Origin of the sequence: Arthrobacter burdickii (assembly GCF_030433645.1) — a bacterium.
Lineage (GTDB): Bacteria > Actinomycetota > Actinomycetes > Actinomycetales > Micrococcaceae > Arthrobacter_D > Arthrobacter_D burdickii.
Map to the genome: position 1 here is coordinate 1,977,814 of NZ_JAROCG010000001.1, position 26,663 is coordinate 2,004,476.

20 protein-coding genes and 1 pseudogene are annotated in these 26,663 nt (G+C 65.9%); 9 read left to right on the top strand and 12 right to left on the bottom strand.

Going from position 1 to position 26,663, the window contains the following annotated elements:
- The first annotated feature begins 114 nt into the window (after positions 1-114).
- The 5 genes from glf (at position 115) to P5G52_RS09215 (ending at position 7,047) form a co-directional block, all read left to right on the top strand.
- Positions 115-1,302, top strand: coding sequence for a UDP-galactopyranose mutase (gene glf, locus P5G52_RS09195; RefSeq protein ID WP_301226703.1), 1,188 nt, complete (start codon positions 115-117; stop codon positions 1,300-1,302).
- Complete coding sequence (locus tag P5G52_RS09200) at positions 1,299-3,326, top strand: glycosyltransferase (RefSeq protein WP_301226705.1); 2,028 nt, start codon at positions 1,299-1,301, stop codon at positions 3,324-3,326. The genes glf and P5G52_RS09200 overlap by 4 nt, the downstream gene beginning before the upstream one ends.
- Positions 3,323-4,231, top strand: a complete 909-nt coding sequence (locus tag P5G52_RS09205) for an ABC transporter permease (RefSeq protein WP_301226707.1) — start codon at positions 3,323-3,325, stop codon at positions 4,229-4,231. Before P5G52_RS09200 ends, P5G52_RS09205 begins: the two co-directional genes overlap by 4 nt.
- Positions 4,231-4,959, top strand: a complete 729-nt coding sequence (locus P5G52_RS09210) for an ABC transporter ATP-binding protein (RefSeq protein WP_301226709.1) — start codon at positions 4,231-4,233, stop codon at positions 4,957-4,959. The genes P5G52_RS09205 and P5G52_RS09210 overlap by 1 nt, the downstream gene beginning before the upstream one ends.
- Positions 4,960-5,046: 87 nt before the next feature.
- The gene (locus tag P5G52_RS09215) at positions 5,047-7,047 is read left to right on the top strand and encodes a DUF6541 family protein (protein WP_301226710.1); all 2,001 of its coding nucleotides are present in this window, start codon (positions 5,047-5,049) and stop codon (positions 7,045-7,047) included.
- A gap of 52 nt (positions 7,048-7,099) precedes the next feature.
- Here the strand turns inward: P5G52_RS09215 and rfbA are convergent, their stop codons facing one another.
- Positions 7,100-7,972 (bottom strand): glucose-1-phosphate thymidylyltransferase RfbA, encoded by an 873-nt coding sequence (rfbA, locus tag P5G52_RS09220; protein WP_301226712.1) that lies wholly within the window; start codon positions 7,970-7,972, stop codon positions 7,100-7,102.
- A gap of 115 nt (positions 7,973-8,087) precedes the next feature.
- Here rfbA and P5G52_RS09225 point away from each other — a divergent pair, with 115 nt between their 5' ends.
- The gene (locus tag P5G52_RS09225; protein WP_301226726.1) at positions 8,088-9,404 is read left to right on the top strand and encodes an acyltransferase family protein; all 1,317 of its coding nucleotides are present in this window, start codon (positions 8,088-8,090) and stop codon (positions 9,402-9,404) included.
- A gap of 173 nt (positions 9,405-9,577) precedes the next feature.
- On the opposite strand, the gene P5G52_RS09230 is transcribed toward P5G52_RS09225, so the two are convergent.
- The 8 genes from P5G52_RS09230 to P5G52_RS09265 form a co-directional block, all read right to left on the bottom strand.
- Complete coding sequence (locus P5G52_RS09230; RefSeq protein WP_301226728.1) at positions 9,578-10,675, bottom strand: NAD-dependent epimerase/dehydratase family protein; 1,098 nt, start codon at positions 10,673-10,675, stop codon at positions 9,578-9,580.
- A gap of 22 nt (positions 10,676-10,697) precedes the next feature.
- Positions 10,698-11,585, bottom strand: coding sequence for a glycosyltransferase family 2 protein (locus tag P5G52_RS09235; protein ID WP_301226730.1), 888 nt, complete (start codon positions 11,583-11,585; stop codon positions 10,698-10,700).
- A 56-nt stretch (positions 11,586-11,641) separates the two neighbouring features.
- The gene (locus tag P5G52_RS09240; protein ID WP_301226732.1) at positions 11,642-12,136 is read right to left on the bottom strand and encodes a DUF2304 domain-containing protein; all 495 of its coding nucleotides are present in this window, start codon (positions 12,134-12,136) and stop codon (positions 11,642-11,644) included.
- Positions 12,137-12,139: 3 nt separating this feature from the next.
- Complete coding sequence (locus P5G52_RS09245; RefSeq protein WP_301226734.1) at positions 12,140-12,877, bottom strand: glycosyltransferase family 2 protein; 738 nt, start codon at positions 12,875-12,877, stop codon at positions 12,140-12,142.
- Positions 12,878-12,935: 58 nt separating this feature from the next.
- Positions 12,936-13,928, bottom strand: a complete 993-nt coding sequence (locus P5G52_RS09250) for a glycosyltransferase family 2 protein (RefSeq protein WP_301226736.1) — start codon at positions 13,926-13,928, stop codon at positions 12,936-12,938.
- Positions 13,925-15,241, bottom strand: a complete 1,317-nt coding sequence (locus tag P5G52_RS09255) for a hypothetical protein (protein WP_301226738.1) — start codon at positions 15,239-15,241, stop codon at positions 13,925-13,927. Before P5G52_RS09255 ends, P5G52_RS09250 begins: the two co-directional genes overlap by 4 nt.
- A gap of 71 nt (positions 15,242-15,312) precedes the next feature.
- Positions 15,313-17,931: a GH25 family lysozyme gene (locus tag P5G52_RS09260; protein ID WP_301226740.1), complete on the bottom strand. Its 2,619-nt coding sequence runs from the start codon at positions 17,929-17,931 to the stop codon at positions 15,313-15,315.
- A gap of 42 nt (positions 17,932-17,973) precedes the next feature.
- A complete protein-coding gene (locus P5G52_RS09265; RefSeq protein ID WP_301226742.1) occupies positions 17,974-20,712 on the bottom strand; it encodes a hypothetical protein in 2,739 nt (912 codons plus the stop codon).
- Here P5G52_RS09265 and P5G52_RS09270 point away from each other — a divergent pair.
- Together P5G52_RS09270 and P5G52_RS09275 are read left to right on the top strand one after the other, a co-directional pair.
- A complete protein-coding gene (locus tag P5G52_RS09270) occupies positions 20,705-20,974 on the top strand; it encodes a hypothetical protein (RefSeq protein ID WP_301226744.1) in 270 nt (89 codons plus the stop codon). The two genes, P5G52_RS09265 and P5G52_RS09270, sit on opposite strands and share 8 nt — an antisense overlap.
- Positions 20,975-21,254: 280 nt before the next feature.
- Positions 21,255-21,518, top strand: a pseudogene (locus P5G52_RS09275) (CpaF family protein); the annotation flags it as partial.
- Between the two features lie 30 nt (positions 21,519-21,548).
- Here P5G52_RS09275 and P5G52_RS09280 read toward each other — a convergent pair.
- Entirely contained in the window at positions 21,549-21,803 is a 255-nt protein-coding gene (locus tag P5G52_RS09280; protein ID WP_301226745.1) for a tyrosine-type recombinase/integrase, read from the bottom strand.
- Positions 21,804-21,913: 110 nt separating this feature from the next.
- Between P5G52_RS09280 and P5G52_RS09285 the strand changes: the two genes are divergently transcribed.
- A complete protein-coding gene (locus P5G52_RS09285; protein WP_301226747.1) occupies positions 21,914-22,780 on the top strand; it encodes a hypothetical protein in 867 nt (288 codons plus the stop codon).
- A 60-nt stretch (positions 22,781-22,840) separates the two neighbouring features.
- On the opposite strand, the gene P5G52_RS09290 is transcribed toward P5G52_RS09285, so the two are convergent.
- Both P5G52_RS09290 and P5G52_RS09295 read right to left on the bottom strand, forming a co-directional pair.
- A complete protein-coding gene (locus P5G52_RS09290) occupies positions 22,841-23,404 on the bottom strand; it encodes a hypothetical protein (protein ID WP_301226748.1) in 564 nt (187 codons plus the stop codon).
- Between the two features lie 1,908 nt (positions 23,405-25,312).
- Complete coding sequence (locus tag P5G52_RS09295) at positions 25,313-26,563, bottom strand: IS256 family transposase (RefSeq protein WP_301228747.1); 1,251 nt, start codon at positions 26,561-26,563, stop codon at positions 25,313-25,315.
- Positions 26,564-26,663 lie beyond the last annotated feature (100 nt).

Sequence of the window (26,663 nt, forward strand, 5' to 3'; positions counted from 1 at the left end):
CCTCATCGGCACCCTCGGCCCTCCGCCGGAGGCGGCGGCCGGTGGAAAGCCCACGCGCCGTGTCGGGTAGCCTTGAGCGGGCATGTCTGTAGTTCAAATCAATCAGGAGTTTCTGTGAACGTTGATCTCGTCGTCGTTGGATCGGGCTTTTTCGGCCTGACCATAGCGGAACGGGCGGCCACCCAACTCGGCCTCAAAGTAGCCGTCCTCGACCGCCGCCACCACATCGGGGGCAACGCGTACAGCGAGAACGAGGCCCGGACCGGCATCGAGGTGCACCGGTACGGCGCGCACCTCTTCCACACCTCGAACGAGCGCGTGTGGGACTACGTCCACAACTTCACCGAGTTCACGAACTACGTGCACAAGGTCTACACCCGCCACAAGGGCGAGGTGTACCCGATGCCGATCAACCTCGGCACCATCAACCAGTTCTTCCGTTCGGCCCTCGGCCCGGCGGAGGCCCGCGCCCTCATCCAGGAGCAGGCGGGCGAGCTCGCCGGCACGGACCCCCAGAACCTGAACGACAAGGGCATCCAGCTCATCGGGCGGCCCCTGTACGAGGCGTTCATCAAGTACTACACGGGCAAGCAGTGGCAGACCGACCCGAAGGACCTGCCGGCCGAGATCATCTCCCGCCTCCCCGTGCGCTACACCTACGACAACCGGTACTTCAACGACAAGTACGAAGGCCTGCCGGTCAACGGTTACACGGCGTGGATCGAGCGGATGGCGGATCACCCGAACATCGACGTCCAGCTGAACACGGACTTCTTCGACGAGGGCCACGAGTACTCACGGTCGACGACGCTCGGGCAGGTGCCCGTCGTCTACACCGGGCCTGTCGACCGCTACTTCGACTTCGCCGAGGGCGACCTCTCCTGGCGCACTATCGACCTCGAGGAGGAGGTCCTGCCCATCGAGGACTTCCAGGGCTGCTCGGTCATGAACTACCCCGATGAGGACGCCGCCTTCACCCGTGTCCATGAGTTCCGTCACTTCCACCCCGAACGGGACTACACGAAGGACGCGACGGTCATCATGCGGGAGTACTCGCGCTTCGCGGAGAAGGGCGACGAGCCGTACTACCCGATCAACACCTCGGACGACCGGGCGAAGCTGCTGGCGTACCGCGACCTTGCGAAGGGCGAGAAGTCGGTGCTCTTCGGCGGACGCCTCGGAACCTACAAGTACCTCGACATGCACATGGCCATCGGATCGGCCCTCTCCATGTTCGACAACAAGATCACCCCCCATTTCACGAGCGGGCAGACGTTCGAGAGCGGCGGAGTGGACGCATGAGCGCCACTTCAGAGGTCAAGGAGGCCGTCATGGACCAGGACAGCGCAATGGTTTGGAAGACGGTGCACCGGGTCGTGTTCCCGACGGACGGCGACACCGACACATTGCCCCTCTACGTGGACTTCAATGCCGCACAGAGGGTCGTCGACGAGCAGCACCGCACCGAGCGGACCGGGGCGGGTACGACGGCCGTCGTGGCCCAGCACCGCGCCCAGCGGTCCGATTTCATCGTCGACAGGCGTCAGCTGCAGCTTCCGGCCTACCGCCGGGTCTCGTTCGGCACCTACTTCAACGCGTTCCCCGCGAGCTACTGGCGTGCGCACACGGACGTGGCGCAGGTGCGCCTGCTGGTGGAGGTCGATGGAGACGCGACCGTCGTCATCTACCGCTCCAACGCACGCGGTACCTCGAATCGCGTGGAGAGCATCCAGGTCGGCGCGGACGAACCTGCCAGCATCGACCTGCCCATCACGGCCTTCGGGGACGGCGGCTGGTACTGGTTCGACCTCGTGGCCCTCGACACGGACGTCACGCTGCAGCGGGCTGAGTGGGCCGTCCCGCAGCCCGAGGACTTTGAACCCGGAACCATCTCCATCGCGGTGACGACCTTCAACCGCCCCGACTACTGCGTCCGCCACCTGTCGACCTTCGCCGAGTCCCAGGAACTGCTTGATGTGCTCGACCGCCTCATCATCACCGACCAGGGCACCCAGAAGGTGCGGGACCAGGACGGATTCGACGAGGCCGCTGCCCGCCTCGGGGACAAGTTCGCGCTCCTCGAACAGGGCAACCTCGGCGGCTCGGGCGGCTTCGCCCGCGGGATGCACGAGACGGTCAACGACGGCCGCAGCAAGTACGTGATCCTGCTGGACGACGACGTGCTGGTCGAGACCGAGGGAATCCTGAGGGCCGCCAACTTCGCGGACTTCACCCGCAAGCCGACCATCGTCGGTGGCCACATGTTCAACCTCTACGAGCGCTCCGTGCTCCACAGCTTCGGCGAGGAGATCAACGAGTACCGCTACTTCTGGGGGCCCGTCACCAACACGCGCGAAGCCCACGACTTCTCGGCGAGCAACCTCCGCACCACGCCCTGGATGCACCGCCGGATCGACGTCGACTTCAACGGCTGGTGGATGTGCCTGATCCCGACGAGCATCATCCGTGAGATCGGCCTGGCGCTGCCCGTGTTCATCAAATGGGACGACGCCGAGTACGGCATCCGCGCCAAGGCGCACGGCTTCCGCACCGTCTCGCTGCCCGGTGCCGCCGTCTGGCACATGCCGTGGACCGAGAAGGACGACACGATCGACTGGCAGGCCTACTACCACCAGCGCAACCGCTGGCTCGCCGCCATGCTCTACTCGCCGTACAAGCACGGTGGCCGGATGCCGCGGGAGAGCTTCATGGTCGACGTCCGCCACCTGCTGTCCATGCAGTACTCCGCGGTCGCACTCCGTCTCAACGCGCTGGAGGACCTCCTCGACGGACCCTCGCACCTCCACAGCACCATCGGTGCGAAGCTGCCCGAGATCCGCAGGCGCAGGGCCGAGTTCGACGACGCCCGCGTCAGCAAGAACATCGCCGAGTTCCCCGAGGTCAAGAGGGTCAAGCCGCCGAAACGGGGCATCAAACCCGCCCCGCCGCGCACCCTCAAGGGCGCACTGATCAAGGCCGGTACGGGCGCACTGCGGCAGATGCGCCCTGCGCGCCCCGAAGCCGGCGTCCAGCCCGAAGCGAACGTACCCGCCATGGACGCACGGTGGTGGCGGCTGTCGCAGCTCGACTCCGCCCTCGTCTCGTCGGCCGACGGGTCAGGCGCGTCCTGGTACAAGCGGGACTCGGACCAGTTCCAGTCCATGCTGAAGCGCAGCATGATCCTGCACCAGCGTCTCCTCGCCCGATGGGACACCCTTGCCGAGGAGTACCAGAAGGCGCTGCCGGAGTTCACGTCGCAGCAGGCCTGGGCGCAGACCTTCGAGAACGCACACCCGGCCGAAGGAGTAGGGAAGTCGGTCCTGTGACTGGTGTGTCGGACAGGGCCGGATCGGGAGGCGCATCGCGGGCCGACCTCGTGGTGCCGGGCTACGGCCACGGCCTGCGCGACGTCGTCCGCTCCCGCTACCTGCTGAAGCTGCTCGTCCAGAAGGAGCTCCGGGTACGGTACCGGGGATCGGTGCTGGGGCTGCTCTGGTCGTACGTGAAGCCGGGTGTGCAGTTCGTGGTGTTCTACGTCGCACTGGGCGTGTTCCTCGGCCTCGAACAGAGTGAGCGGAATCCGGCCGGCCTGCCGAACTACGCCATCTACCTGTTCTCCGGGATCGTCCTGATCAACTACTTCAACGAGGCGCTCGGCAACGCATCGCGGGCGATCGTGTCGAACGGCGGGCTCATCAAGAAGATCTATCTTCCGCGTGAGCTGTTCCCGATCGCGTCCACCTGGGTGTCGGCGGTGCACTTCGTGCCCCAGATCATCATCCTCGTCGTGGCCTGCCTGTTCTCCGGATGGTCGCCGACCATCCTCCAGCTGGCAGCGGCGTGCGCCGGTTTCCTCATCGTGACGATGTTCGCGATCGGGCTCGGGCTTCTCTTCGGCGCGGTGAACGTGTACTTCAGGGACGCGGAGAACCTCGTGGACATGCTGCTGATGGTGGCCACGTGGGCCTCGCCGGTCCTGTACCCGTGGTTGCTGGTCCGGGACAAGCTGGGCGAGACCTTCTTTCTGATCTACCAGCTCAATCCGATCACCGTGGCGGTGGAGACGTTCCACTTCGCCTTCTGGCTACCGACCACCGAGCGGGCCGAAGCGATTCCGCCGAACCTCCTCTCGCTGTGGATCCCGGTCGCGCTCGTCACGTCGGGGCTGATGCTGATCATCGGCCAGCTCGTCTTCCGTCGGCTCGAGGGCCGTTTCGCCCAGGAGTTGTGATGACCACCGCCATCGAGATACGCAACGTCAACAAGCAGTTCGTCCTCCGCCACACCCGTTCCATGAAGGAAGCGTTTGTCTGGCTCATGAAGGGGCGCAAGGGGGACCTGTCCGAGCGTTTCCACGCGCTGTCAGACGTGTCCCTGACGGTCGAACAGGGGGAGTCCGTCGCGCTCCTGGGGTTCAACGGGTCGGGCAAGTCCACGCTCCTCAAGCACATGTCCGGAGTGATGCGGCCGGACTCGGGGTCCGTGCGGACCCGGGGCAGGGTGGCCGGCCTCATCGAGGTCGGAGCAGGATTCCACCCGGATCTCAGCGGGAGGGACAACGTCTACCTCAACGGGGCGATCCTCGGGATGGACCGCGACGAGATCGAGGCCAAGTTCGACTCGATCGTCGAGTTCTCGGAGATCGGTCAGTTCATCGACACCGAGGTCAAGTTTTATTCGTCCGGCATGTACCTCCGGCTGGCGTTCGCGGTGGCAGTCCACACCGATCCGGAAGTGTTCCTGATCGATGAGATCCTCGCCGTCGGCGATGAACCGTTCCAGAAGAAGTGCATCGCCAGGATCCGGGAGCTGGCGGCGGAGGGCAAGACGCTCGTCGTCGTGAGCCATGACCTCGACATGGTCGCCAAGATCTGCGAGCGGGGCGTCCTGCTGGACCACGGCAACGTGCTGATGGACGGCCCGGTCCGCGACGTCATCGAGCGGCTCCGGTCCAACTAGTCCCTGGCGGCAAGAGCGAGAGCGCCGTGCGCCCGTAGGGCCGCCCGGTTGAAACAATGCGGCCTTCGTGCTGCCAATGGAGGAAATGTGTCTTGGTGGTCGATCGCGCCGATCCTGGCGGTGACCGTCCTGGTGACGGTGCTGCCGGGACTGCTTCTGGCGCTCTCGCTCGGGTTCCGCCGGCTGGCCGCGGTCGGTGTGGCGCCGCTCCTGACAGTGGCCACGGCGGGCGTGGCAGCGGTGCTCGGCTCACTGGTCGGCATCCCCTGGTCGATCTGGCTCGTAGCCGGGGCAGCGCTGGTCTTCTCCGCTGCAGGCTACTTCCTGACACGACGCTCGCGGGTCGCGGCTGAGGCAGGCGCTCCGGCCCCCGACGGGTGGGGAGTCCTCGTGGCGGCAGGGGCGGGATTCCTGGTCGGCTCCGGCCTCATCGCCTGGCGGACGGTCACGCTGATCGGCAACCCCGAGAACATCGCCCAGCGCTTCGACAACGTGTTCCACCTCAACGCCGTGGAGTACATCGTCACCACCGGTGACGGCTCATCACTCACCCTCGGGGAGATGACGGGCAACACGGGTGCGGCGGCGGTCTATCCCGCTGCCTGGCATTCCCTGGCCGCCCTGGTCGTGCAGCTGACGGGCACCTCCGTCCCGGTGGCCGTCAACGCGCTGAACATCGTCGTCGCGGCGGTCGTGTGGCCCCTGTCCGTCGTCTTCCTGGCGAGGGTGGTCGCAGGCCGGAGCCGGGCCGTCCTCCTCTCCGCCGGGGTCCTCTCGGCGGCCTTCATCGGGTTCCCCTACCTCATGATGGTGTGGGGGCCCCTCTTCCCCTACATGCTGTCCGTTGCACTCCTGCCGGCCGCTCTCGGGGCGGTCCTCCTCTTCCTGGGGATGGGCCGGCACCTGGCCGTCCCCACGCTCCCGGCGGTCCTGGTGGTCCTCGTCGCGGTCGCCGCGCTGGCGCTGTCGCACATGAGCTCGGTCAACAGCCTCGTGCTGTTCAGCTTCCCTGCACTCGTCGTCGCCCTCGTCACGAAGAGGAGTGCCGGCAGCAGGATCCGCTCGGCGAGGGCGAGCGCCGTCCTCAGGGCGGTCCTCGGCCTGGTCGCGCTGGGCGTGTCCGTCCTCCTGTGGCTCAAGCTCCGTCCGGTGCCCTACGACGTGTGGGGGCCGCATCAGACCCCCGGAGGCGCCGTCGGAGAGGTGCTGGCGTACTCACCCATGGGCTTCCCCCTGGTGTCGCTCGCCGTGTCCCTGCTCGCGGGTGCCGGGATGATCCACCTCCTGCGTCGCGGGGACCAGCGGTGGCTGCTGGTGAGCTTCGCGCTGGTCGGGTACCTCTACGTCGTCGACGCCGGGCTGGAGCGGGGACTCTGGCGCGCCATGCTCACCGGGATCTGGTATGCGGACACGAACCGCCTCGCGGCATTGCTGCCGATGTTCGGCGTCGTGTTCGGTGCGATCGGGACAGGTGCCGTGCTGGCCTGGCTGGGCGACGTCGTGCGGCGCACATCCGTCGGTACGCCGCTCGCGCGCGGAGTCCGTTCGCGGCCCGCCCTGGTGCGCGGGGCTGCGTCGCTGGTGGGACTGGGAGTCGTCGCCGTCCTGGTGGCCTCGGCGACCCAGACGAAGCCGCTCGACACGTATCTGGAAGGGGGAGAGCTCTACTACCTCCGGGACACTCCGACGTCCATCGTCTCCTCCGACGAGTACACCCTCCTCGAACGCGCCGAGGAGACCCTTCCGGAGGATGCGGTCATCGCGGGCAACCCGTGGAACGGCAGCACCCTCGCCTTCGCGTTCACCGGGCGCAAGGTGCTCTCCTATCATCTCTTCGAGACCCAGTCGCCGGCGGTGAAGGAGGTCGCGGAGTCCCTGAACGACGCCGCCACGGACGAGGAGGCCTGCGCCGCCATCCGTGAGACGGGCGTGTCCTACGTCCTCGACTTCGGTACCCAGTACCTCGTCGAGAACGGGGCGTCCCGGTTGTTCCCCGGGTTCGACGACCTCGAGGACTCCGACGCGGTGCGGCTCATCGACGAGCAGGGCGAAGCGAAGCTCTACGAGGTCACCGTCTGCCAGGACTAGGCCTGCCGGGGTCGAAGGCTGCCGGATCGAGGGCGGCGAGCGCCGCGGGCGGTCAGTTGGACGACGTCGCGAGCAGGGACAGCAGATAGGATCCGTAGCCGCTCTTCACGAGCGGCGTAGCGATCGCCTCGAGTTCGGCATCGTCCAGGAAACCCTGCCGCCACGCGATCTCCTCGGGGGCTCCGATCTTCAGCCCTTGCCGATGCTCCACCGTCCGGATGAAGTTCGATGCGTCACTCAGGGAATCGAACGTACCGGTGTCGAGCCAGGCGGTGCCGCGGGGGAGAATGTCCACCTGCAGCTTCCCGGCCTCCAGGTACACGCGGTTGATGTCCGTGATCTCCAGTTCCCCGCGGGGTGAGGGCTTGAGAGCGCCGGCTATCTCCACCACGTGGTTGTCGTAGAAGTACAGGCCGGGCACGGCGTAATTGCTCTTCGGGTGGGCCGGCTTCTCCTCGAGGGAGAGGGCCTTTCCCGTCTCGTCGAACTCGACGACTCCGTAGGCCGAAGGGTCGGCGACCCAATAGCCGAACACGGCTCCGCCGTCCACCTGCGCGAAACGACGCAGCTGCGTTCCCATGCCCTGCCCGTAGAAGATGTTGTCCCCCAGGACGAGGGCCACGGAATCATCCCCGATGTGGTCCGCGCCGAGGATGAACGCCTGGGCGAGACCGTCGGGGGAGGGCTGCTGGACGTAGGTGAGGGAGACACCGAACCTGCTCCCGTCGCCCAGCAGGCGCCGGAACTGGTCCGCATCCTGCGGCGTCGTGATGATGAGGATGTCCCTGATGCCCGCAAGGATGAGCGTGGACAGCGGATAATAGATCATCGGCTTGTCGTACACGGGTACAAGCTGTTTGCTGATTCCCAGGGTGATCGGGTGCAGTCTGGATCCGGTACCCCCGGCAAGGATGATTCCACGCATACTGCGAATTATTGCCCGGCGGCACTGCGGCGCCAAATCGCTCCAGCGGCCGCGCGAGGGCTCCGGGGTAGGATGACTGGGTTGCCCTAGTGTCGGTCGTGCTGATGGAGAGATTGTGCCACGGAGGAAAAACCCGTCCGGACTGTGGTTCGGCCGACCATTCGATACCCGGAACAACAGCCTGAACCTGATCCGCCTGGTGCTTGCGCTGGCAGTGCTCGTGCATCACAGCTGGCCCCTGTCAGGACGCCCCGAGGAACCCGCCTTCGCCGGGGACACCCTCGGAGGGTGGGCCGTGGCGGGCTTCTTCGTCATCAGCGGCTACCTCATCGCCGCAAGCCGGTTCAGCCACTCCCTGGGGGAGTACCTGGTGCACCGCGTCGCCCGCATCATGCCGGCCTTCATCGTCTGCCTCGTCGTCGTCGCGGGCTTCTTCGCCCCGCTCGGGTATCTCGCCGCCAAGGGCAGCCTCGACGGCTTCTTCACGACAGGTACGACGCCGTTCAACTACGTCTTCTCGAACCTCGGGCTGAAGATGCTGAGATACGACGTGGCAGGAACCCCTGCCGGCGTCCCCTACCCGGGCGCGTGGAACGGCTCACTGTGGAGCCTCTACTACGAGTTCTACTGCTACGCGATCCTCGCCTTCCTGGGGATCTTCGCGATCATCCGCAAGTCTCCCTGGCCCCTGACCATCCTCTTCGTCGCCAGCGTGATCGCCCACGCGTCGATCGAGGATGTCGCTCCCTACACCCAGGGGAACTTCGACTTCGACCTGCTGTTCCGCCTGCTGCCCTTCTTCCTCGGCGGAGCCGTCGTCCTGGCATGGAAGGACCGGATCGGCATCCACTGGCTCCCGGGGGCCGCCTCCGCCGTGGCCGCCGTGGTGGTCACGGCCCTGGTGCCGGGCTGGGGCGGCGCCGCGTCGGCTGTCTTCATCGCGTACGCCACCCTCTGGATCTCGACGCTGCTGCCCTCGCCGATGCTGATCCGGAAGAACGACGTCTCCTACGGCGTCTACATCTACGCCTTCCCGATCCAGCAGCTGCTCGCGGTGCACGGGGTCCATGAGCGGGGGCTCGTCGTGTACATGCTCGTGGCCGCTGTCCTCACGGTCGCGGCGGGTATCGCCAGCTGGCTGCTCGTCGAGCGGCCCGTGATGCGCGCCGTTCGCCGGCACGGGAAGAAACCGGCTCTCGCACCCGTGGCCGTTGCTGCACCGGAGAGAACAGCACCGGCCGATGAAACCGCGTCAGCGGAAACAGCGCCGGTCGAGGGGGTCGAGCCGGTCGGGGGAACTGCGCCGGCTGAGGAGAACGTGCCGGTCGGGGGAACTGCGGCGGCCGGGGAGACGACGTCACCGGGGCTGCAGGGGGACCCGCTCGTCCCGCAGCGGTCCTCGATCGTCGGGACCCGAGCGACAGGCACATAGCGCGTCCTGCGGAGCTTCGGCTGCCGGCAGGTCGGCGTCGTCCCGGACGACGGAGAGACCCGGAACAGCGGAAAGGCCCGGAACAGCAGGAAAGCCCCGGAACAGCAGGAAAGCCCCCGCGCTCTACTACGCGGAGGCTTTCCTCGAGGGCCCTGCCCTCGTTGCCGTACAGGTCAGGCGGGCTGGACGTTGGCCTGGGAATCGATCCACTGGGCGAGCCGGGAGATGCCCTGCTCCAGGTTGTACTGCGGGGTCCAGCCGAGCACCTCGTTGGCCGCGCTGACGTCGGCCCAGGCGTGCCGCACGTCGCCCTGCCGGTACTGGCCGGTGACGTGGGGTTGCGGGGCGCCGTAGTACCCGGCGATGATCGCCGCCGCGGTTCCGATCGTCTGGAACTCACCGGAGCCGATATCGAGGGGCGTGTCGCTGACGGTCGGGGAGGTGGCTGCGGCCACGAGGGCCGAGGCGACGTCGTCGATCAGGATGAAGTCGCGGCGGACCTCTCCGTCCTCGTACAGGGGGATGGAGGTGCCGGACTTCGCCATCCTGCAGAACAGCGACATGATGCCGGTGTAGGGATTGATGAGCGACTGGCCCGGCCCGTAGACGTTCTGGAGCCGGAGGACGGCCGTCTCGACACCGTAGGACTTGCCCCACGCCACGAGGATGTTCTCCTGGGCGAGCTTGGTGGCCCCGTACACGCTCACCGGGGCGGGGAAGACGTCAGAGGCCTTCATCGCAGTGGGCTCGGCGTCGGGGAAGTCCCACTGGGCCTGGTCGAGCGTCGCGCTGGTGCGCTGGCCCGGGTAGAAGAGTGCGTCCGCTCCCGTGCGCCGCCAGGCGCCCTCCCCGTACACGGCGCGGCTGCTCGAGAGCACGATGCGGCGCGGCAGCTTCTTGTGCCGGTTGAGCGCATCGAGCATCTGCGAGGTGCCGACGACGTTGGTCATCGTGTGCCGCGTCGACTCCTCGAGGGACTGCCCCGTGCCGGTCTCGGCGGCCAGGTGGATGATCACGTCGGGAGTCACCGTGGCAAGGACGCTGTCCCAGACCTCGGCGTCGGTGATGTCGCCGCGGACCAGCTCCGCCGATGCGTGGAGTTCCGCCGGCCGCTCACCCGTGGCGTGGATCTGGGGGTGCAGGTTGTCCACGACGACGACGCGGCCGAAGGAGGCCGCCAGGCCGCTGGAGATGGCGGTTCCGATGAAACCGGCTCCGCCGGTGACGAGGACTGTCTGTTCCGGCTCGCCGGAACGTGGGGGGTGGGTCATGTGAGCCTTCCTGAAGGGGCCGTTAGAGGCCGAAGATGTGGCGCGCGAGCGCCTTCGCTGCGGTGTGGTTGCGGCTGAGGAGGGCGCCGGGCAGCAGGGTCGCAGCGTGGGCCCGGGAGGTGAGGCGGAGCCGGGCGGCGCGTTCGGCGCGCTTCCAGTCGAGTTCCTTCGCCTGGCCGGCAGCGAGGCTGAAGTACTCGCGCTCCCCGGCGAACCGGGAGCCGTCGACGAGCTTGGAGGACGAGGCGCTGGCGGAGTGGCGCCGGTAGGAGAAGCACAGCGTGGGCTCGATGAGCAGCTGGTCCCCCTTGTAGATCATGTCCATGACCAGGGCGAGGTCCTGGATGATGGGGAAGCCCTCGCGGAAGTCGACCTCGCGGATCTTGGCGGTGCGGAAAGCGAGGGAGGGCCAGTACAACCAGTCGCCGTGCATCAGGTTCGCCGCGATGGCCTCACCCGAGACGAGCTGGAGTCCGGTACCGCGCGGGCGGACCAGCTTCTGCTTGGCCGTGTCGGCGAGGGTCGTCACGACGGTGCCCGCCTCGTCGATGATCTGCACGCCCGGCTGGATGATCGCTGCTTCGGGGAACCGGCGGTGCGCGGCGAGGATCGTGTCGACATAGTTCGGCAGGAGGACGTCGTCGCAGCCGAGGATCGTCATCAGCTCCTCCGTCGCCAGCGAGACGCAGGTCCGGTAGTTCGCGGTGATGCCCTCGTTCTGCTCCTTGCGGATGTAGGTGATCCGCTCGTCATCGATCCCGTCGAAGTATTCCTTCACCGTGAGGTCGGGATAGGCATCGTCGACGACGGTCAGGCGCCAGTCGCCGGAGTCCTGCGCCAGGACACTCCGGACGGTCTCCTTGAGATAGCCGGGATCTCCCCAGTAGGGGATGAAAATGTCCAGTGGCATGGGTAGGCAGGCCTTCCGTGGTGGGTGGGCGGAGGGTTCCGCCGGTCATCGTGATGTCAGGGGTGTTTTTGCTTCTGCGGAGGGTGCGCGGCGGATGCGCCCTTCCCTCCTGGAGATCCATGCTCCGGGACTGCAGATCCGTGGTCCGGGACGCGGTTCTTCGCCGGTGCGGCGAGGGTCCCGGCGGCTCCCTTGTCGGAAGGCAGGGCGCGCTCAGGGGCAAGGGCCTCGAGCTGGGCCCGCAGGATCGCCACTTCCTCGGCGAGGGCCCGTGTCTCGTCCTCGACCGAGGAGATTTCGACGGAGAGGTGCAGCAGCACGCCGAGCACGAAGAGGATTCCGAGGGCGAACAGCAGGTTCGACGGGACCTCGACGCCCACGGTTTCCGCGGCGATGGCCAGCAGCTGGGGGAATGCGCCGAGCACCACGGTCGCTGCGCCCACGATCAGCCAGAGGGCGGCGTACTTCTCCCGGATCTTCTTCCGCCGCAGGAGGTCGAGGATGACCGCGACGATGATGATGGCCAGCACGAAGGCGGCGATGGTTTCCAAGAGTCAGGCTCCCATGAGGTGAACTGGGCCGGATTTCCTGCGTGTCAGGGCGAACAGCAGGGCGAAGACGGAGCGGCCGAGGTAGATGGCCGCCTTGGTCGGATTGTGGCTGGGAGTGCCGCCCTGGCGGACGCGCATCTCCACGGGGACCTGGACCACCCGGCAGCCCGACTTGATGGCGACGACCAGCGAATCGATGGTGTCGCCGAGGTACTCGGCCGGGTAGTGGTCCAGGTACTGGGCGATCGCCCGGGTGTTGGCGGCCCGGAAACCGCTGGTCACGTCCGTCAGGCGCGTCCTGGCCAGGGCCGAGATGACCCCCGCGAGGAACTGCATGGCCCATTTGCGAGGCCCGGAGACCCGGTATTCGCCGCGTTCGGCGAAGCGCGCACCGATGGAGATGTCGGCGTTCTCCAGCCCGCGGAGTACCCGCTCGATATCACGGGGGTCGTGCTGGCCGTCGGCGTCCACCTGGACGACGGCGTCGTAGCCGGTGCGGGCGGCGTACTTGAAGCCGGCCCGCATGGCTCCGCCGACACCGAGGTTGAAGGGCAGCCGCAGGACGGTGGCGCCGGCGGCCTCCGCCTCCGCCGCGGTCCCGTCCGTAGATCCGTCGTCGACGACGAGCACGTCGTACTGCTGCTCCATGGCGAGCGTTTCACGGACCGTGTTGCCTACGGTCTGGGCCTCGTTCCACGCGGGCATGATGACGAGGGCGCGGGAATAGGGCGCTTTGGGCATGACCTCTAATCTACCCCACCGCGGCGCGCGTACCCGGCTGGTCGGGTGTGCGCTCCGTCTACTCCGCGCCGTAGGAACGCCGCGCGTAGCGCCGGTATACCGCCCCGAACAGCGCGGGCGCCACCTTGAGGAGTATCCCCGCCGCGGCGAGGTCGGGACGCGCCCTGGCGCAGCCGGCCAGGCGGCCGAGCGTCAGGTCAGCGCCGTACTGCCGGAGGTCGAGTCTCCCCGTCGCGGTGGAGCCGGACGTCGCGGCGCTCTGTGCCGTCAGGAGCGTCAGGAGCGTCAAAGTCGCCTGGTACGGCGCCTGGAACCGGCCGTGCCGGAAGGCGGCGTCGAGATGGAGATCGAGGTACGAGAGGGCCCGCCCTACGTCGTCCCTGGACGGCACACGGCCCCAGGTGAGGGAGCCTGCGGAGATCCGGTAGCGGTAGAGGGGGCGCTGCAGAACGACGACGTGCCGGGCCCTGGGGTAGAGGGCGAGGTTCACCACCATGTCCTCGAACCGCTTGAGGCCTTCCGGGTAGCGGAGGCCGTCGAACAGGCTCCGGCGGTACAGCTTGTCCCAGGGGAACGGCGTGATGCGGTCCGCCAGTGCCGCGCGCAGTGCCGTGCGCCCATCCATCCGTCCGGCGTCGCGGCTCGCTCGTGGGCGATCCTCGGAACCGTCGACGGAGACGACGTGGCCGCACACCACGATGTCGGTATCCGCGTCGCAGGCGCTCGTCAGCGCCTCGAGGTAGTCGGGTAACAACTCGTCGTCGGCGTCGAGGAAGGCGACGAACTCACCAGCCGCCGCGTCGAGGCCCGTGTTCCTGGCGGCGGAGCTGCCGCGGTTCTCCGGCGAGTCGATGACGCGCACCGGCCTGTCCGGGACGCTCGCTGCGACGGCCCGGGCGCGCCGGGCGGAGTCGTCGGTCGAGGCATCGTCGACGACCAGCAGTTCCCAGTTCCCGTAGCTCTGGGCGAGCACGCTGGCAAGCGCGCGGTCGATCGTCGAGGCACTGTTGTAGACGGGCACGATCACGCTGACGAGGGGTCCGGCTGTCACCGTCCGATACCTTCTTCCGCTGATGTCTCGGCTTTCCGGCGCCCGGTGGAGGTCAGGAGGGCCGCGAGGTGGATGAGGGCTCCTGCGACGGGGCCCAGCACCAGGCTGAGGATCACCCGCGACTCGAGTGAACCGGGCAGCAGGAGCAGGAGGAAGGTGGCCGCGGTCGCGGTCAGCCAGCCCACCGAGTAGGCGGTGTGCGCGCCCCGGGCGAGGCAGGCGGTTCCCGTCACGGTCAGTACCGCCATCAGGCACCCGGCGAAGGTCAGGGCTGCCATGGTCAGGGGCGCGACGACGTAGGCGGGTCCGAAGACCAGCATGATCCAGGGCCCGAGCAGGCCGGCCGCTACCGCCCCGACGCCGCCGAGCGCGAGCAGCGCCGCGGCGGGAAGGGCTATGGCCCGGACGAGCGCTGTGCCCGTCACGCCGACGAAGCGTGAGATGAGCACCGACTGGAAGGCCTGGAGGGGGATCATGATCGGCGCGCGGGTGAGGGAGATCGCGAGGATGAGGGGCGCCGCGCCGGCGTACTGCTCGAGGGGCGTGGTCAGGCGCAGCAGGATGGGGAACCCGGTGATGAGAGCGGCCGTGGCCGCGGCCGAGAGCATGGCATGGCCGGTGTTGGACAGGAGGGCCGCCGTACCCACGTCTGCCCGTGCGCGGACCGCCGACCGTGACGACCGTGCGAACAGGAGGATGAGCAGCCAGGTCAGGGCACCGGCGGCACTGGCGGCTTCCAGCCCGACCCGCGTGGACACCGTGAGCACGACGACGACCACGAGGAGCAGGCGCAGCACGGCTTCGGAGGCGGCGAGCCCAGCGAACAGCGACCACCGCTGGGACCCTCCGGCCGCCCCCGCCAGGGAGCAGTGGCCGGCATAGGCGATGGAGGCCACCGCGAGGACAGCCACCAGCAGGATCGTGTCGTCGGGCAGGATCGACGGCGCCCAGAGCGGCGAGGAGGCAGCGATCAGCACGGCCCCGCCACATCCGATCAGCAATCCGAGGGGGAAGACGGCCGCACCCTGTGCTGGTCGCCCGATGTCGGTCGCCGCCGTCCGGACGGCACGGGTGAACTCGTTGATGATGCCCGCGATGACGCCGAGGATGAGGAACAGGACGGCCCAGAAGGTGAGGAACTGGGCATTCTCTTCCGGGCTGAGGGCACGCGCCGCGAGGAAGAGGATCAGGTAGCTTGCACCCGCGGCGACGACGGACGCCCCGCCTACTGCCGGCAGTCCTTTGCCCCGGGTTCGTCCGCCCTTCTCCTGTGCGGGTTCAGCCGCGGACTCGGGCGGATCACTTCGGGACATAAGCCCCGATCATAGCGATGCGGTCAGTCCCGGGCACAATCTGATCGATGCCCGGGACTGCGCCTGGTGGGTTAGGAGCGGGTGACGCCGCGGGTGGGGGTCCAGGTGAGTTGGCCTTTTTGGAATTTCTGGGTGCAGGTCTTGGTGGTGGTGGAGCAGGTTTCGTTGGTGGTGGGGTAGCCGAGGGTGCCCTTTTCCCAGCCGGTGGCGCGCCAGGCGGCTCCGATGGCGCCGCTGGTGGGGTGGGCGCCGGTGGTGGGGGACCAGTGGATCTGGCCGCCCTGGAAGTTCTGGTAGCAGCCGCCGTTGACCAGTCCGCAGGCCTGGTTGCTGGTGGGGTAGCCGAGGGTTCCGGCTTCCCAGCGGGTCTTGCCCCAGGCGCTGTTGATCACGCCGCGGGTGGCGTAGGCGCCGGTGGTGGGGGACCAGTGGATCTGGCCCTTCTGGAAGTTCTGGTAGCAGCCGCCGTTGGTGAGCGCGCAGATCTCGCCGCTGGTGGGGTAGCCCAGGGTTCCGGTTTCCCAGCCGGTGGCGCGCCAGGCGGCTCCGATGGTGCCGTAGGTGGGGTTCGCTCCGGTGGTGGGGGACCAGTGGATCTGGCCGCCCTGGAAGTTCTGGTAGCAGCCGCCGTTGGTGAGTCCGCAGACCTCGTTCGTGGTGGGGTAGCCGAGTTTTCCCTTTTCGCGGCTCAGTGCGCTCCAGGTGCTGTCGATCGCGCCGGCGGTGATGGCTGTTCCCGATGCCGGTGAGGTGTAGATGTTGCCCTTCTGGAAGGTCTGGAGGCAGCCGCCGTTGACGAGTCCGCAGATGGCGTTGCTGGTGGGGTAGCCGAGCCTGCCCTGTTCCCAGCCGCTGGCTCCCCACGCGGCGCTGATGGTGCCGCTGGTGATGTAGGCGCCGGTGGCCGAGGAGCGGTGCATCTTGCCGCCCTGGAAGTTCTGGTAGCAGCCGCCGTTGACGAGTCCGCAGACCTCGTTGTCGGTGGGGTAGCCCAGGGAGCCCTTCTCCCAGCCGGTCTGGCCCCAGGCCCGGCCGAAGGCGCCCCAGGTCGCGGAGGCGCCCGATGCTGCGCTCCAGTGGATCTGGCCGCCCTGGAAGTTCTGGTAGCAGCCGCCGTCGACCAACCCGCAGGCCTCGTTGGCGGTGGGGTAGCCGAGTTTGCTGTTCTCGCGGCCGAGGGAACTCCAGGTGCCGTCGATCGCTCCGAGGGTCAGTGCCGCTCCGGTGAGGGGGGTCCAGTAGATGTTGCCCTTCTGGAAGGACTGCACGCACCCGCTGTTCTTGAGACCGCAGGTCAGGTCGGTGACCGGGTAGCCGAGGGTTCCCTTCTCCCATCCGGATTTGCCCCAGGCGCTGTTGACGGCTCCCTGTGTGGCATGGGCTCCGGTGGCCTTGGTCCAGTGCACCTGTCCGTACTGGTAGTTCTGGTAGCAGCCGCCCTCGCTGATCCCGCAGACCAGGGACGAGGTCGGGTTGCCGATATCCGGGGTCTGCTTAGCAGCAGCCGTCACCAACGGCCCCGCCACACCCGCCACCGACTGCACCTGCGAGTTGACGGCGAAGGCGGACAGCTCGGCCGCCGTTCCGCGCCAGACGTTGGAGTCACCGACGAAGGGGCCGGTGCTGCTGTACTGCCACACCGCATAGGACGACCACCCGTTGGGTAGCAGGCCGGCCGATGTCTGTCCGTAGGCGGCGATGTGCAGGGGGTGGTCGGCGAACGCTCCCGAATTGCCGGTGCACGTGGCCCACCAGTCCGTCGTCGTGTAGATCATGGGCACACGTCCCGTCAGGGTGCGCACCGTCGAGGAGAAGTCCCGAAGCCACGCGACCATCTGCGCCGCCGACATGTTGTAGCAGGAATTGCCGAGCGAAGGGTACGGGTTGTATTCGATGTCCAGGAGCGGGGGAAGGGTCCGTCCGTCGGCCGACCAGCCTCCGCCGTTACGCACGAAATAGGTGGCCTGCTCGGCTCCGGAGGATCCTGTCGTCGGGATGGCGAAGTGGTATGCCCCACGGATCATCCCCGCGGCTGCCGCTCCGCCGTACTGGTCGGAGTAGAACGGGTTGACGTACCCGGTGCCTTCCGTCGCCTTCACATAGGCGAACACCGACCCCTGGGCCCGGGCAGTGGCCCAGTCGACGTAGCCCTGATGGCTGCTGACATCCATCCCCTGGATGCCCGCCGGACGCCACGTGGCCGCCAAGCCTCCGAACTGGTCCGTCGAGGACTGCTGCGACAGCAGGGGTGCTGCGACCTGCGCGTTGCCCGTCGCCGAGATCCGCTCCAGCCCCTGGCCCATGTGCGCATTGCCCCGACCGCGGAGTGCGTCGGCCGCCGAGGGGGACGCGACGGACGCCGCACCGTCCTTGGGCGGGACGGCATCGGCCGTCGCCGGTGCCGGCGTCACCGCTTTCGGCGTCACCGCTTCCGACGACGACGCGGACGGAGCCGGTGTGGGCTCTGCGGCCGGAACGGGGTCAGCGGTAGGTGCGGTGTCAGCCGTTCCCGCTTCCCCGCCATCGGTCTTCGCCTCGGCAGCAGGCACTGACGGTTCGGCCGTCGGGCCGGGCTGGGTGAGCGGAGACGGAAGAATCGGCTCCGAGGCGACCGCCGGCAATGGCGAGAGCGTCAGGGCCCCGAGAAAGGCCGCGGTCGCCAGCTTGGCTGTCAGGGAAAACGGGTGCATGTCGAAAGTCCTCATCGTCAACGCGGTTAGGCGCCTGGTGGGTTAGGAGCGGGTGACGCCGCGGGTGGGGGTCCAGGTGAGTTGGCCTTTTTGGAATTTCTGGGTGCAGGTCTTGGTGGTGGTGGAGCAGGTTTCGTTGGTGGTGGGGTAGCCGAGGGTGCCTTTTTCCCAGCCGGTGGCGCGCCAGGCGGCTCCGATGGCGCCGCTGGTGGGGTGGGCGCCGGTGGTGGGGGACCAGTGGATCTGGCCGCCCTGGAAGTTCTGGTAGCAGCCGCCGTTGACCAGTCCGCAGGCCTGGTTGCTGGTGGGGTAGCCGAGGGTTCCGGCTTCCCAGCGGGTCTTGCCCCAGGCGCTGTTGATCACGCCGCGGGTGGCGTAGGCGCCGGTGGTGGGGGACCAGTGGATCTGGCCCTTCTGGAAGTTCTGGTAGCAGCCGCCGTTGGTGAGCGCGCAGATCTCGCCGCTGGTGGGGTAGCCCAGGGTTCCGGTTTCCCAGCCGGTGGCGCGCCAGGCGGCTCCGATGGTGCCGTAGGTGGGGTTCGCTCCGGTGGTGGGGGACCAGTGGATCTGGCCGCCCTGGAAGTTCTGGTAGCAGCCGCCGTTGGTGAGTCCGCAGACCTCGTTCGTGGTGGGGTAGCCGAGTTTTCCCTTTTCGCGGCTCAGTGCGCTCCAGGTGCTGTCGATCGCGCCGGCGGTGATGGCTGTTCCCGATGCCGGTGAGGTGTAGATGTTGCCCTTCTGGAAGGTCTGGAGGCAGCCGCCGTTGACGAGTCCGCAGATGGCGTTGCTGGTGGGGTAGCCGAGCCTGCCCTGTTCCCAGCCGCTGGCTCCCCACGCGGCGCTGATGGTGCCGCTGGTGATGTAGGCGCCGGTGGCCGAGGAGCGGTGCATCTTGCCGCCCTGGAAGTTCTGGTAGCAGCCGCCGTTGACGAGTCCGCAGACCTCGTTGTCGGTGGGGTAGCCCAGGGAGCCCTTCTCCCAGCCGGTCTGGCCCCAGGCCCGGCCGAAGGCGCCCCAGGTCGCGGAGGCGCCCGATGCTGCGCTCCAGTGGATCTGGCCGCCCTGGAAGTTCTGGTAGCAGCCGCCGTCGACCAACCCGCAGGCCTCGTTGGCGGTGGGGTAGCCGAGTTTGCTGTTCTCGCGGCCGAGGGAACTCCAGGTGCCGTCGATCGCTCCGAGGGTCAGTGCCGCTCCGGTGAGGGGGGTCCAGTAGATGTTGCCCTTCTGGAAGGACTGCACGCACCCGCTGTTCTTGAGACCGCAGGTCAGGTCGGTGACCGGGTAGCCGAGGGTTCCCTTCTCCCATCCGGATTTGCCCCAGGCGCTGTTGACGGCTCCCTGTGTGGCATGGGCTCCGGTGGCCTTGGTCCAGTGCACCTGTCCGTACTGGTAGTTCTGGTAGCAGCCGCCCTCGCTGATCCCGCAGACCAGGGACGAGGTCGGGTTGCCGATATCCGGGGTCTGCTTAGCAGCAGCCGTCACCAACGGCCCCGCCACACCCGCCACCGACTGGACGGGATCGATCGTGACGCGGGCATCCGTGTTGTTGACGTAGTCGATGCGGATCTTTGTACCGGAGTGCGTGGTGAAGGTTTGGCCCGCCTGCCATGCCAGCGACGTGTTGCCCCATCCCGAGATGCCGCTGTTGGGCGTGAGCACGATGGAGGCATTGCCGGACCATCCGAGGATGTCCTGCTTGGTGATCTTGACTCCGCGGTTGCCGTTGACGGCTGTCTGCGCGTCGTCGCCCACAGGGGCCCGGAGTTCGAGGTAGTAGACCTCGCCACTCACGGGATCCGTGAACTTCGCCGCACGGTTGCTCGATGTTCCCGCCCAGGGGCGGAGGATTACCTGGCGAGAGTCGGTCAGCTTCCCGACGTTCTGGACGTCGCCGGCCGTTCCGAAGCCGCCGTACTCCCAGAGGAAGGCGTTGATGCGAGGCGAGCTGACCTGGGCAAAGCCCATGAGGTCCGAGGTGTCGCCGTATTCGGAGGACCAGCAGGCAGGGTCGGCCCAGGATCCGCCGGAGCGCGGGACGTCGGAGCGCCCGTTGGTGCAGGCGAGGGAGTTCGCGTGGTGCAGCCCGAGGACGTGGCCGAACTCGTGCGTCACGACATTGTTGGTGAGCGCCGAGGGGTACGGCATGATGATGCGGCCGCTGGTGTCGCTGTCCGTGAAGCCACCGCCGAGGATGCCCCAGGATCCGTTGTAGTTGAGGTCCGCGTGCGGGACGAAGATCACGAGGGCCTCGTACGGCCGGTACTGCCAGTTCAGTTCCTTCGTCACGGTCGCCATGATCGTGCCGTACGAGTCGGTGATCCGCGCGGCGGAGACGTGGCGGTACTCGTTCACCTTGGTCATGGAGATTTGACCGGCAGAAGCTGTGTTCCAGTACGCGCTGGTCTTCGTGATCGAGTTGCGCGCCGCGGTCATGTTGATCGCGTCGGTGTCGGCCTTGGTCTTTCCTGCGAGCTGCACCGTCACGAGGGTGACCTTGAAGTCGCCCGAGCGCGGTCCGATGGCCGCGGTCCCGGCGCTGCCGTCGATGTTCAGGGGTGATGCCGTCTTGAGCGGGGTGACGGGTTGGGCGAAGTGTTCGCCGTACCGGGCGTTGGAGTCCGGGTCGTCGAGCGGGTTCCAGTTCAGGTCCGGAACGAAGGACGTGACTTTGTCCTGTGCGGGCGCCTGGTTGGCAGTCGCTGCTGCGCCCTCACTCGGTTGTGCCGTGGGCTTCGTGGCGCCCGTGCCGGCCGGAGCCGGCGCGGCAGGAGCGGTGGTCACACCCGGAGCAGGAGACGCAGCCGGAGCGGGAGACGCACTCGGAGCAGGAGCGGCACTCGGAGCGGTGGCCGGAGCCGGAGCAGTCGAGGGCACGGTCGGAGCGGCCGTCGAGGAGGGGACCGGCGCCGGTACGGCGTCGTTGGCTACTGCAGGAACCGCGCTGCCCAGGAGACCGAAGGACAGTAGAGCGGCGCACAGTAGCCGGGCGGGGGAGGGCAAGGTCACGGGTTTCTCCAGCAGAATCCGGGCGTCAGCCAGCTGAGTGAATCTCGAGAAGACTACATATCTGTTACGAATGGGACTCACGTTTCGGATGTGAAAGCGGAATCTTAGGTAAAACCTGCGGCTGCCCCGGCATTCCTCCCGGCGTGTTGATGCGTCTGGGGCGTGATACGCGGCACGTTCTTGCGGGACGCGTACTTATGCACAGGGCCTCCAGCGTCTAGTCGCGCCGGTCGGCGTTCAGTAGGGTGTGGAGCGGCGGGAGCCACCAGGCTTCGGCCGTCACGCCGGCGTCGGCGTGCGGATGTGCGGAGGTATCCATGGATGCTGTGCGCCTGGTCGAGGGCGAGGTACGCGAACTCATCCGCAGGCGCGGCCTGGACCCCTCCCTGCAGATCTCCGAAGTGCAGCTCCTCGTCAACGACGCCATCGCCGACTACGAGGAGCGCTCCGTCCGGGGCGTCCTTCCGCCGCTGGGAAGGATCGACGTCGCGCGCCGACAGATCTATGACGCCGTGGCCGGATTCGGGGTTCTGCAGCCCTACCTCGACGATCCGTCCGTGGAGGAGATGTGGATCAACTCTTCCTGCGCGGTATCGTGCCTAGTCAGGTCCCTATAGAACGGCGGTTGTCCGCCCAGAGTCCGCAAGAACGCCCAAAGACTCGCGCATCATGTCCGAGGCAGCGCTTCTCGTACGGTCTTCAGCCGTAGGCCAAAGATGGCTGTAAGTGTTCAGTGTCGTGCTGGCAGTTGCATGTCCCATCGCCCTTTGGACGGTCACGACATCGCACCCAGAGGCGATAAGTCCGGACGCGTAGAAGTGCCGGCAGTCGTGCAATCGGAGGCCGACTAGATCCTCGGCTTTCATGATGGCACAACGCGACTGTTCACTTCACCGGCTCGATCTTCCAGGGTAATAAGGGGACCGATCTGAAGTTCGACGGGGTCACGAACTATCCGTCGAACGACGTGCGCTTCATGAACACGAAGATGGAAGGCGGGTCGGGCTCTTACCCGTTCATCGACGACGCCTATTCCCAGAATTGTGTCTTCGTCGGCCTGAGCATCAGCGCCAACGCATCCCGCAATGGGACACTCATCCTGAAGAACACGAAGACGGGTATCGGCCGACCGACGACCTACACAGCGTCTACGTTCAACTCGGAGTCCACTCTTGTCCCCCGGTATATCGACCATCAGGGCGGCGCGCTCATGCTCTCTGGTGTCTCGTTCACTGGCGGGTCTGCGAGCACTGCCGCCGAAATCATCAGGGTTGGAGCAAGCGTTGGCAGGGCCGGCCTGGTCTTCGCCGGTTATACCGGGAACAGGGATGTCGTGGTTGTGAACGACCTCAGGCAATCGCCCAGGCTCTACAGCAAGGGCGTGGTGTCCCCGTCGCTGGTTGGCGTGAACACCACCGGGACGGCGGGGTACGTGAACAACCTCCCGTACATCAACTTCGATCCGACGACCGAGCAGGAAGCTCGTTTCGCGGTCGTCGTGCCTGGTGATGCGATCCCCGGAAGTAGGGCGCGGGTTGTGTTGACGTACTACTCGAACACGATCGGTGGCGCGGTTGTGTGGCGCGTGGCGACAAATGACTCGCTCTCACCCGATGCCGCCCTGAATGGGTCGGTCGCTACGGCTGCGACGAACTACGACGCCCCGGCACACACCCCTGGCAACGCTCAGAAGATCCAACGGGTCAGCGTCCTGGCCGGTGGCGTGCGGCCGGGTGACCTACTGGGCTTCAGGGTAATCAGGGTCGCGGGAGACGCGGCTGACACGTTGGCCGATAACGCCCGCATCGTCGGCGTTACCGTGCAATACGAACGCGAGTTCTAGCCGCGACGCTGTGGCGACCCATCTCTTCGAGGGTGGGGCGCTACAGCCTGCTTCAATCTGCTAAAGCAGTGAGCCTTGGAAGATCGCGTCCTTGCCGGAGAAGGACGGATCCATTATTTCCATCTGGATTTGGCCAGCATCCGCTGCCGCGATCCCGTAAGCCACCTGGCCCGTCTGGGTGCTTCCAGGGAGCATCGTTGAGAGAATGCTGGAACCAATACCCACCTCAACATCGCTCGCGAGTTGGGCTTGCGTGCCCGCAGCTCCAACCCGCACCGTCGGACCGCCCATAATTCCTGCCTCTATCTCTTCAGCGCTGTTATTTACCGCCGTGATCGTGAAGACTGCGTACTGCCCTTCGACAGCTCCGTAGGCAGACGGGGAGGCGGGCTTAAATCCATCAAAAGTGACCGTGACGGCAACGCCACTATCGAAAGTGACGGTATCGCCGAAAGCAGCGGTGCGGCTCGATACGGCTTCGGTCGTTTCGGCTGGTGCTGAGGTTGCGGCCGCGTCTGCGGCTGGTGCCTCGCTCGCCGGCGTGACGGTCGGAGTCGACCCGCTACAACCTGTGAGGCCGAGCCCCATGATGAGTGCGGTGGTAAGTGCCAGTCTTCTCTTCAATGTGATCCCCTGGTTTAGCCCCTGTGGGCTGATACGGTAGCTCTCCGCGTCCGTGCGGAGAAGGCTTTTGAAGCCTACGGGTAAGTTGTGACATTTCTTGCATATCAAGTAGTTCGCGGCAATCGAAACGCAGGGACCGAGCAATCACGGGGGTCACGGCCTAGCGCCGCACCCATCCTTCCCGCCAAGCGTCGATGTTGACATCCTTACCTGCTACGGTGCATGAGACTCACCGGCTCAACATTGAGGACCCGTCACGGCTGAAGACGCACGCTACGCTGCTCAAAGCTATTGCAGAAGAGGTTGGGAATGACGCCGGTAGGTACAGTCTCACCGACCTCGCTCAGGCCTATAACCTCGTCGTGTCTGCGTACCCACCGCAGAGCTAGACCCCGGCACGACAGCGCCCTACCTCTTTGAAGGTGGGGCGCTTCTTTCGTCAACACGGCATGCAACTTGGCTTGCTTCTCAGCTGGCACCTGGCGGACCAATAGTTATGTCGTCAAACACAGCTCTAGTTGAATTTGAGGCCCAAGAACTGGCGTTTCGCCGATATCCCGGGGCACTTCTTCCTTCGAAGCTTTTCCACGACATTTGGTTTTGGTCACTTGACGCATTTGCCATATTTACTATCTCGAACTTAAAATGATCTGTTTTCCATCCTGCTCCCGCCCCTGATACCAAGGAAGGCGAAAAATACCCAGACGGAGTCAGAATCCACGGAGAATACGAAACCGGCGATGCAACAGCTGCTCCAAACGACATGGACTCTTGGACTTTAGGGAAATAGGTTATCTTAGCTTCAGGGCCGCCCTCAGCGTCCCAGAATAGATGTATAGAAGTGACGTCCTCGCCGACCGTTCCAGGGAAACTCAAGGCAGTTTGACGTACTGCTTCAACCAAGTAGGACTGAAAATTGTCCAAGCATTCCTGAAAAGTTTCCTCTCCCTCGCTACCGACCATACTCAACGAGCTGATCATCTTCTTCGCAACATCGTAATCAATCTGCCCAATTGGGTATGCCGTTAATCTCTGGGTTGGTAGATTGCGGAGGCTGGTTGTTACGAAATCGACCTGACCACCTTTTCCGGGCTGGTGTCGTATTAACCATCTGAACGGTCTCAATCGGACCTTGGCCCCACGAGGGCAAAAAAACCCGGATATTACGATCTCGTGATAGTGTGCCGTGAGTTTGCGCGTGATTAACTCGTCGCGAAGTTTCGATTGCAGCCGTGTAGCAACTTCCCACAGTGTAGGAACTGATTGGACACTGCCCATTCCCCGTCCGAAAGCATCTTCCCATGCAACTTCGGCAATCCACTGATCTGTGGGCGTTGCGCCGAAATAAGCAACCCCCGTGTACCCGACCGTAGCCACCGCGTCCCATGTCCGCATAATGACGTTCTTGTTGCTTCTTCGCTCGTATGGGGCGCCGCGAAGGGAGACCAAACGGTCGGCCGTTTGGAAGATATGGTAACGAGTGAAGCTGGTAACTATAAATGTCATTCAGGTCCCCGGTGATGTCGGCGGCAACGGTGTCGTTTACTCATTCTGCGGCACCATCCTGGACGGTCCCTGCTGACACTAGCTGAGTGACTTGGAACCTGCTCTCACAAGCTACCGCCCACTCTGGGCGGTGAGTTGTAACAGTCATCCGTCCCATATCAAGCAACCATAGTGCTCGTCATGCCGCTTGTTCTCGACCTCGAGGGGCAGCATACGGGCTGGTGGTGACAGTCAGTTGTTGACGCATACGGCTTACTTCCCAATCAGTTCAGCCACGACTACCGTTGCCTCATCACACTAGTTGAAAGATGGGGACATGCTCTCAGAACACACGTCTTCGATCCGAAGCACTCTCGCGCAGCAGGGACTGTCGTATAAACGGTGTGTGGGTCCGGCATTTCATTAGTGGTTGGTTTTCTCGAATCGGCCCGCGAAGGTGATCGCGAACGCGTTGAGTGCGGGTTTCCACCTGATCACCCAGCGTGCTCTGCCGCCGCCGGTCGGGTCAAGGGACCTGGTGACGAGGTAGAGACACTTCAGGGCTGCGGCCTCGTTCGGGAAATGACCCCTGGCCCGCACCGCTCGGCGGTAGCGCGCGTTGATCGACTCGATCGCGTTCGTCGTGCAGATCACCCGACGAATCTCCACGTCGTACTCAAGGAAGGGTACGAACTCCGCCCAAGAGCTTTCCCAGAGCTTCACGATCGCCGGATACCGTGAGCCCCACTCGGCGGCGAACTCCGTGAACCGGTCCTTTGCCGCAGCCTCACTCGGGGCCGTATAGACGGGTTTGAGGGCTTTGACGATGCCGTCACGGTGTTGGCGGCCGGCGTAACGGAAGCTGTTGCGGATCAGGTGCACGACGCACTGCTGCACCACGGTCCGCTCCCAGGTGGTCGTGATCGCTTCCGGCAGGCCCTTGAGACCGTCACAGACGGCGATGAGCACATCGGTGACGCCACGGTTCTTCAGCTCGGAGAAGACCTGCAGCCAGAACCTCGCGCCTTCACCTCCGTCGCCGGCCCAGATGCCCAGGATCTCGCGTTCCCCGTTTGTGGTGACGCCCATGACCACATAGAACGGAGTGTTCCGCACTTGTCCATCGCGGACTTTTACGACGATCGCGTCGACGAAGAGCACCGGGTAGAGCGGATCCAGGGGACGGGAGGACCACTCGGACAGCTCCCCGGCGACTTTCTCCGTGATTCGGCTGATGGTGTCCTTGGAGACCTTCGCCCCGTAGACCTCCTCGAAGTGCGCCGCGATTTCCCCGGTGGTCAGCCCGCGGGCGGAGAGGGAGAGCACAATCTGATCGATCCCGTCCAAGCGCCGTTTCCGCTTGGGCACGATCACCGGTTCGAACGACCCGTCGCGATCCCGGGGCACCTCGATCTCGACTGGGCCGATCTCGGTCAACACGGTCTTCGACCTCGTGCCGTTGCGCATATTCGCTGCGATCGGCATCCCGCCGTGCTCGTGCCCGAGGTGCTCCGTCAACTCGGCGTCCAACGCCGTCTCGAGGACGTTCTTCGTGAGTTGGTTCAACAGCCCACCAGGGCCGACCAAGCTCACGCCTTGCTCCTTCGCTTGGGCAAGCAGGCGTTCGGCAAGGTCCTTTTGATCGATGAATTCTCCCGTCACAGGATCGATCATCGTCTCTGATACTTCGGTCGTGAAGTCGTTCACGGCCATCTCCTTCCGGATCAGGCCGGCCCCTCACACACCGTTTTTCTTACAGTCCCGCGCAGCACGT

Bases quoted from the DNA above. Each gene is read 5' to 3' on its own strand.
- P5G52_RS09200 (WP_301226705.1), top strand. From the start codon at position 1,299: ATGAGCGCCACTTCAGAGGTCAAGGAGGCCGTCATGGACCAGGACAGC.
- P5G52_RS09210 (WP_301226709.1), top strand. From the start codon at position 4,231: ATGACCACCGCCATCGAGATACGCAACGTCAACAAGCAGTTCGTCCTC.
- rfbA (WP_301226712.1), bottom strand. From the start codon at position 7,972: ATGCGTGGAATCATCCTTGCCGGGGGTACCGGATCCAGACTGCACCCG.
- P5G52_RS09230 (WP_301226728.1), bottom strand. From the start codon at position 10,675: ATGACCCACCCCCCACGTTCCGGCGAGCCGGAACAGACAGTCCTCGTC.
- P5G52_RS09235 (WP_301226730.1), bottom strand. From the start codon at position 11,585: ATGCCACTGGACATTTTCATCCCCTACTGGGGAGATCCCGGCTATCTC.
- P5G52_RS09245 (WP_301226734.1), bottom strand. From the start codon at position 12,877: ATGCCCAAAGCGCCCTATTCCCGCGCCCTCGTCATCATGCCCGCGTGG.
- P5G52_RS09255 (WP_301226738.1), bottom strand. From the start codon at position 15,241: ATGTCCCGAAGTGATCCGCCCGAGTCCGCGGCTGAACCCGCACAGGAG.
- P5G52_RS09260 (WP_301226740.1), bottom strand. From the start codon at position 17,931: ATGCACCCGTTTTCCCTGACAGCCAAGCTGGCGACCGCGGCCTTTCTC.
- P5G52_RS09280 (WP_301226745.1), bottom strand. From the start codon at position 21,803: ATGAAAGCCGAGGATCTAGTCGGCCTCCGATTGCACGACTGCCGGCAC.
- P5G52_RS09285 (WP_301226747.1), top strand. From the start codon at position 21,914: ATGAACACGAAGATGGAAGGCGGGTCGGGCTCTTACCCGTTCATCGAC.
- P5G52_RS09295 (WP_301228747.1), bottom strand. From the start codon at position 26,563: ATGATCGATCCTGTGACGGGAGAATTCATCGATCAAAAGGACCTTGCC.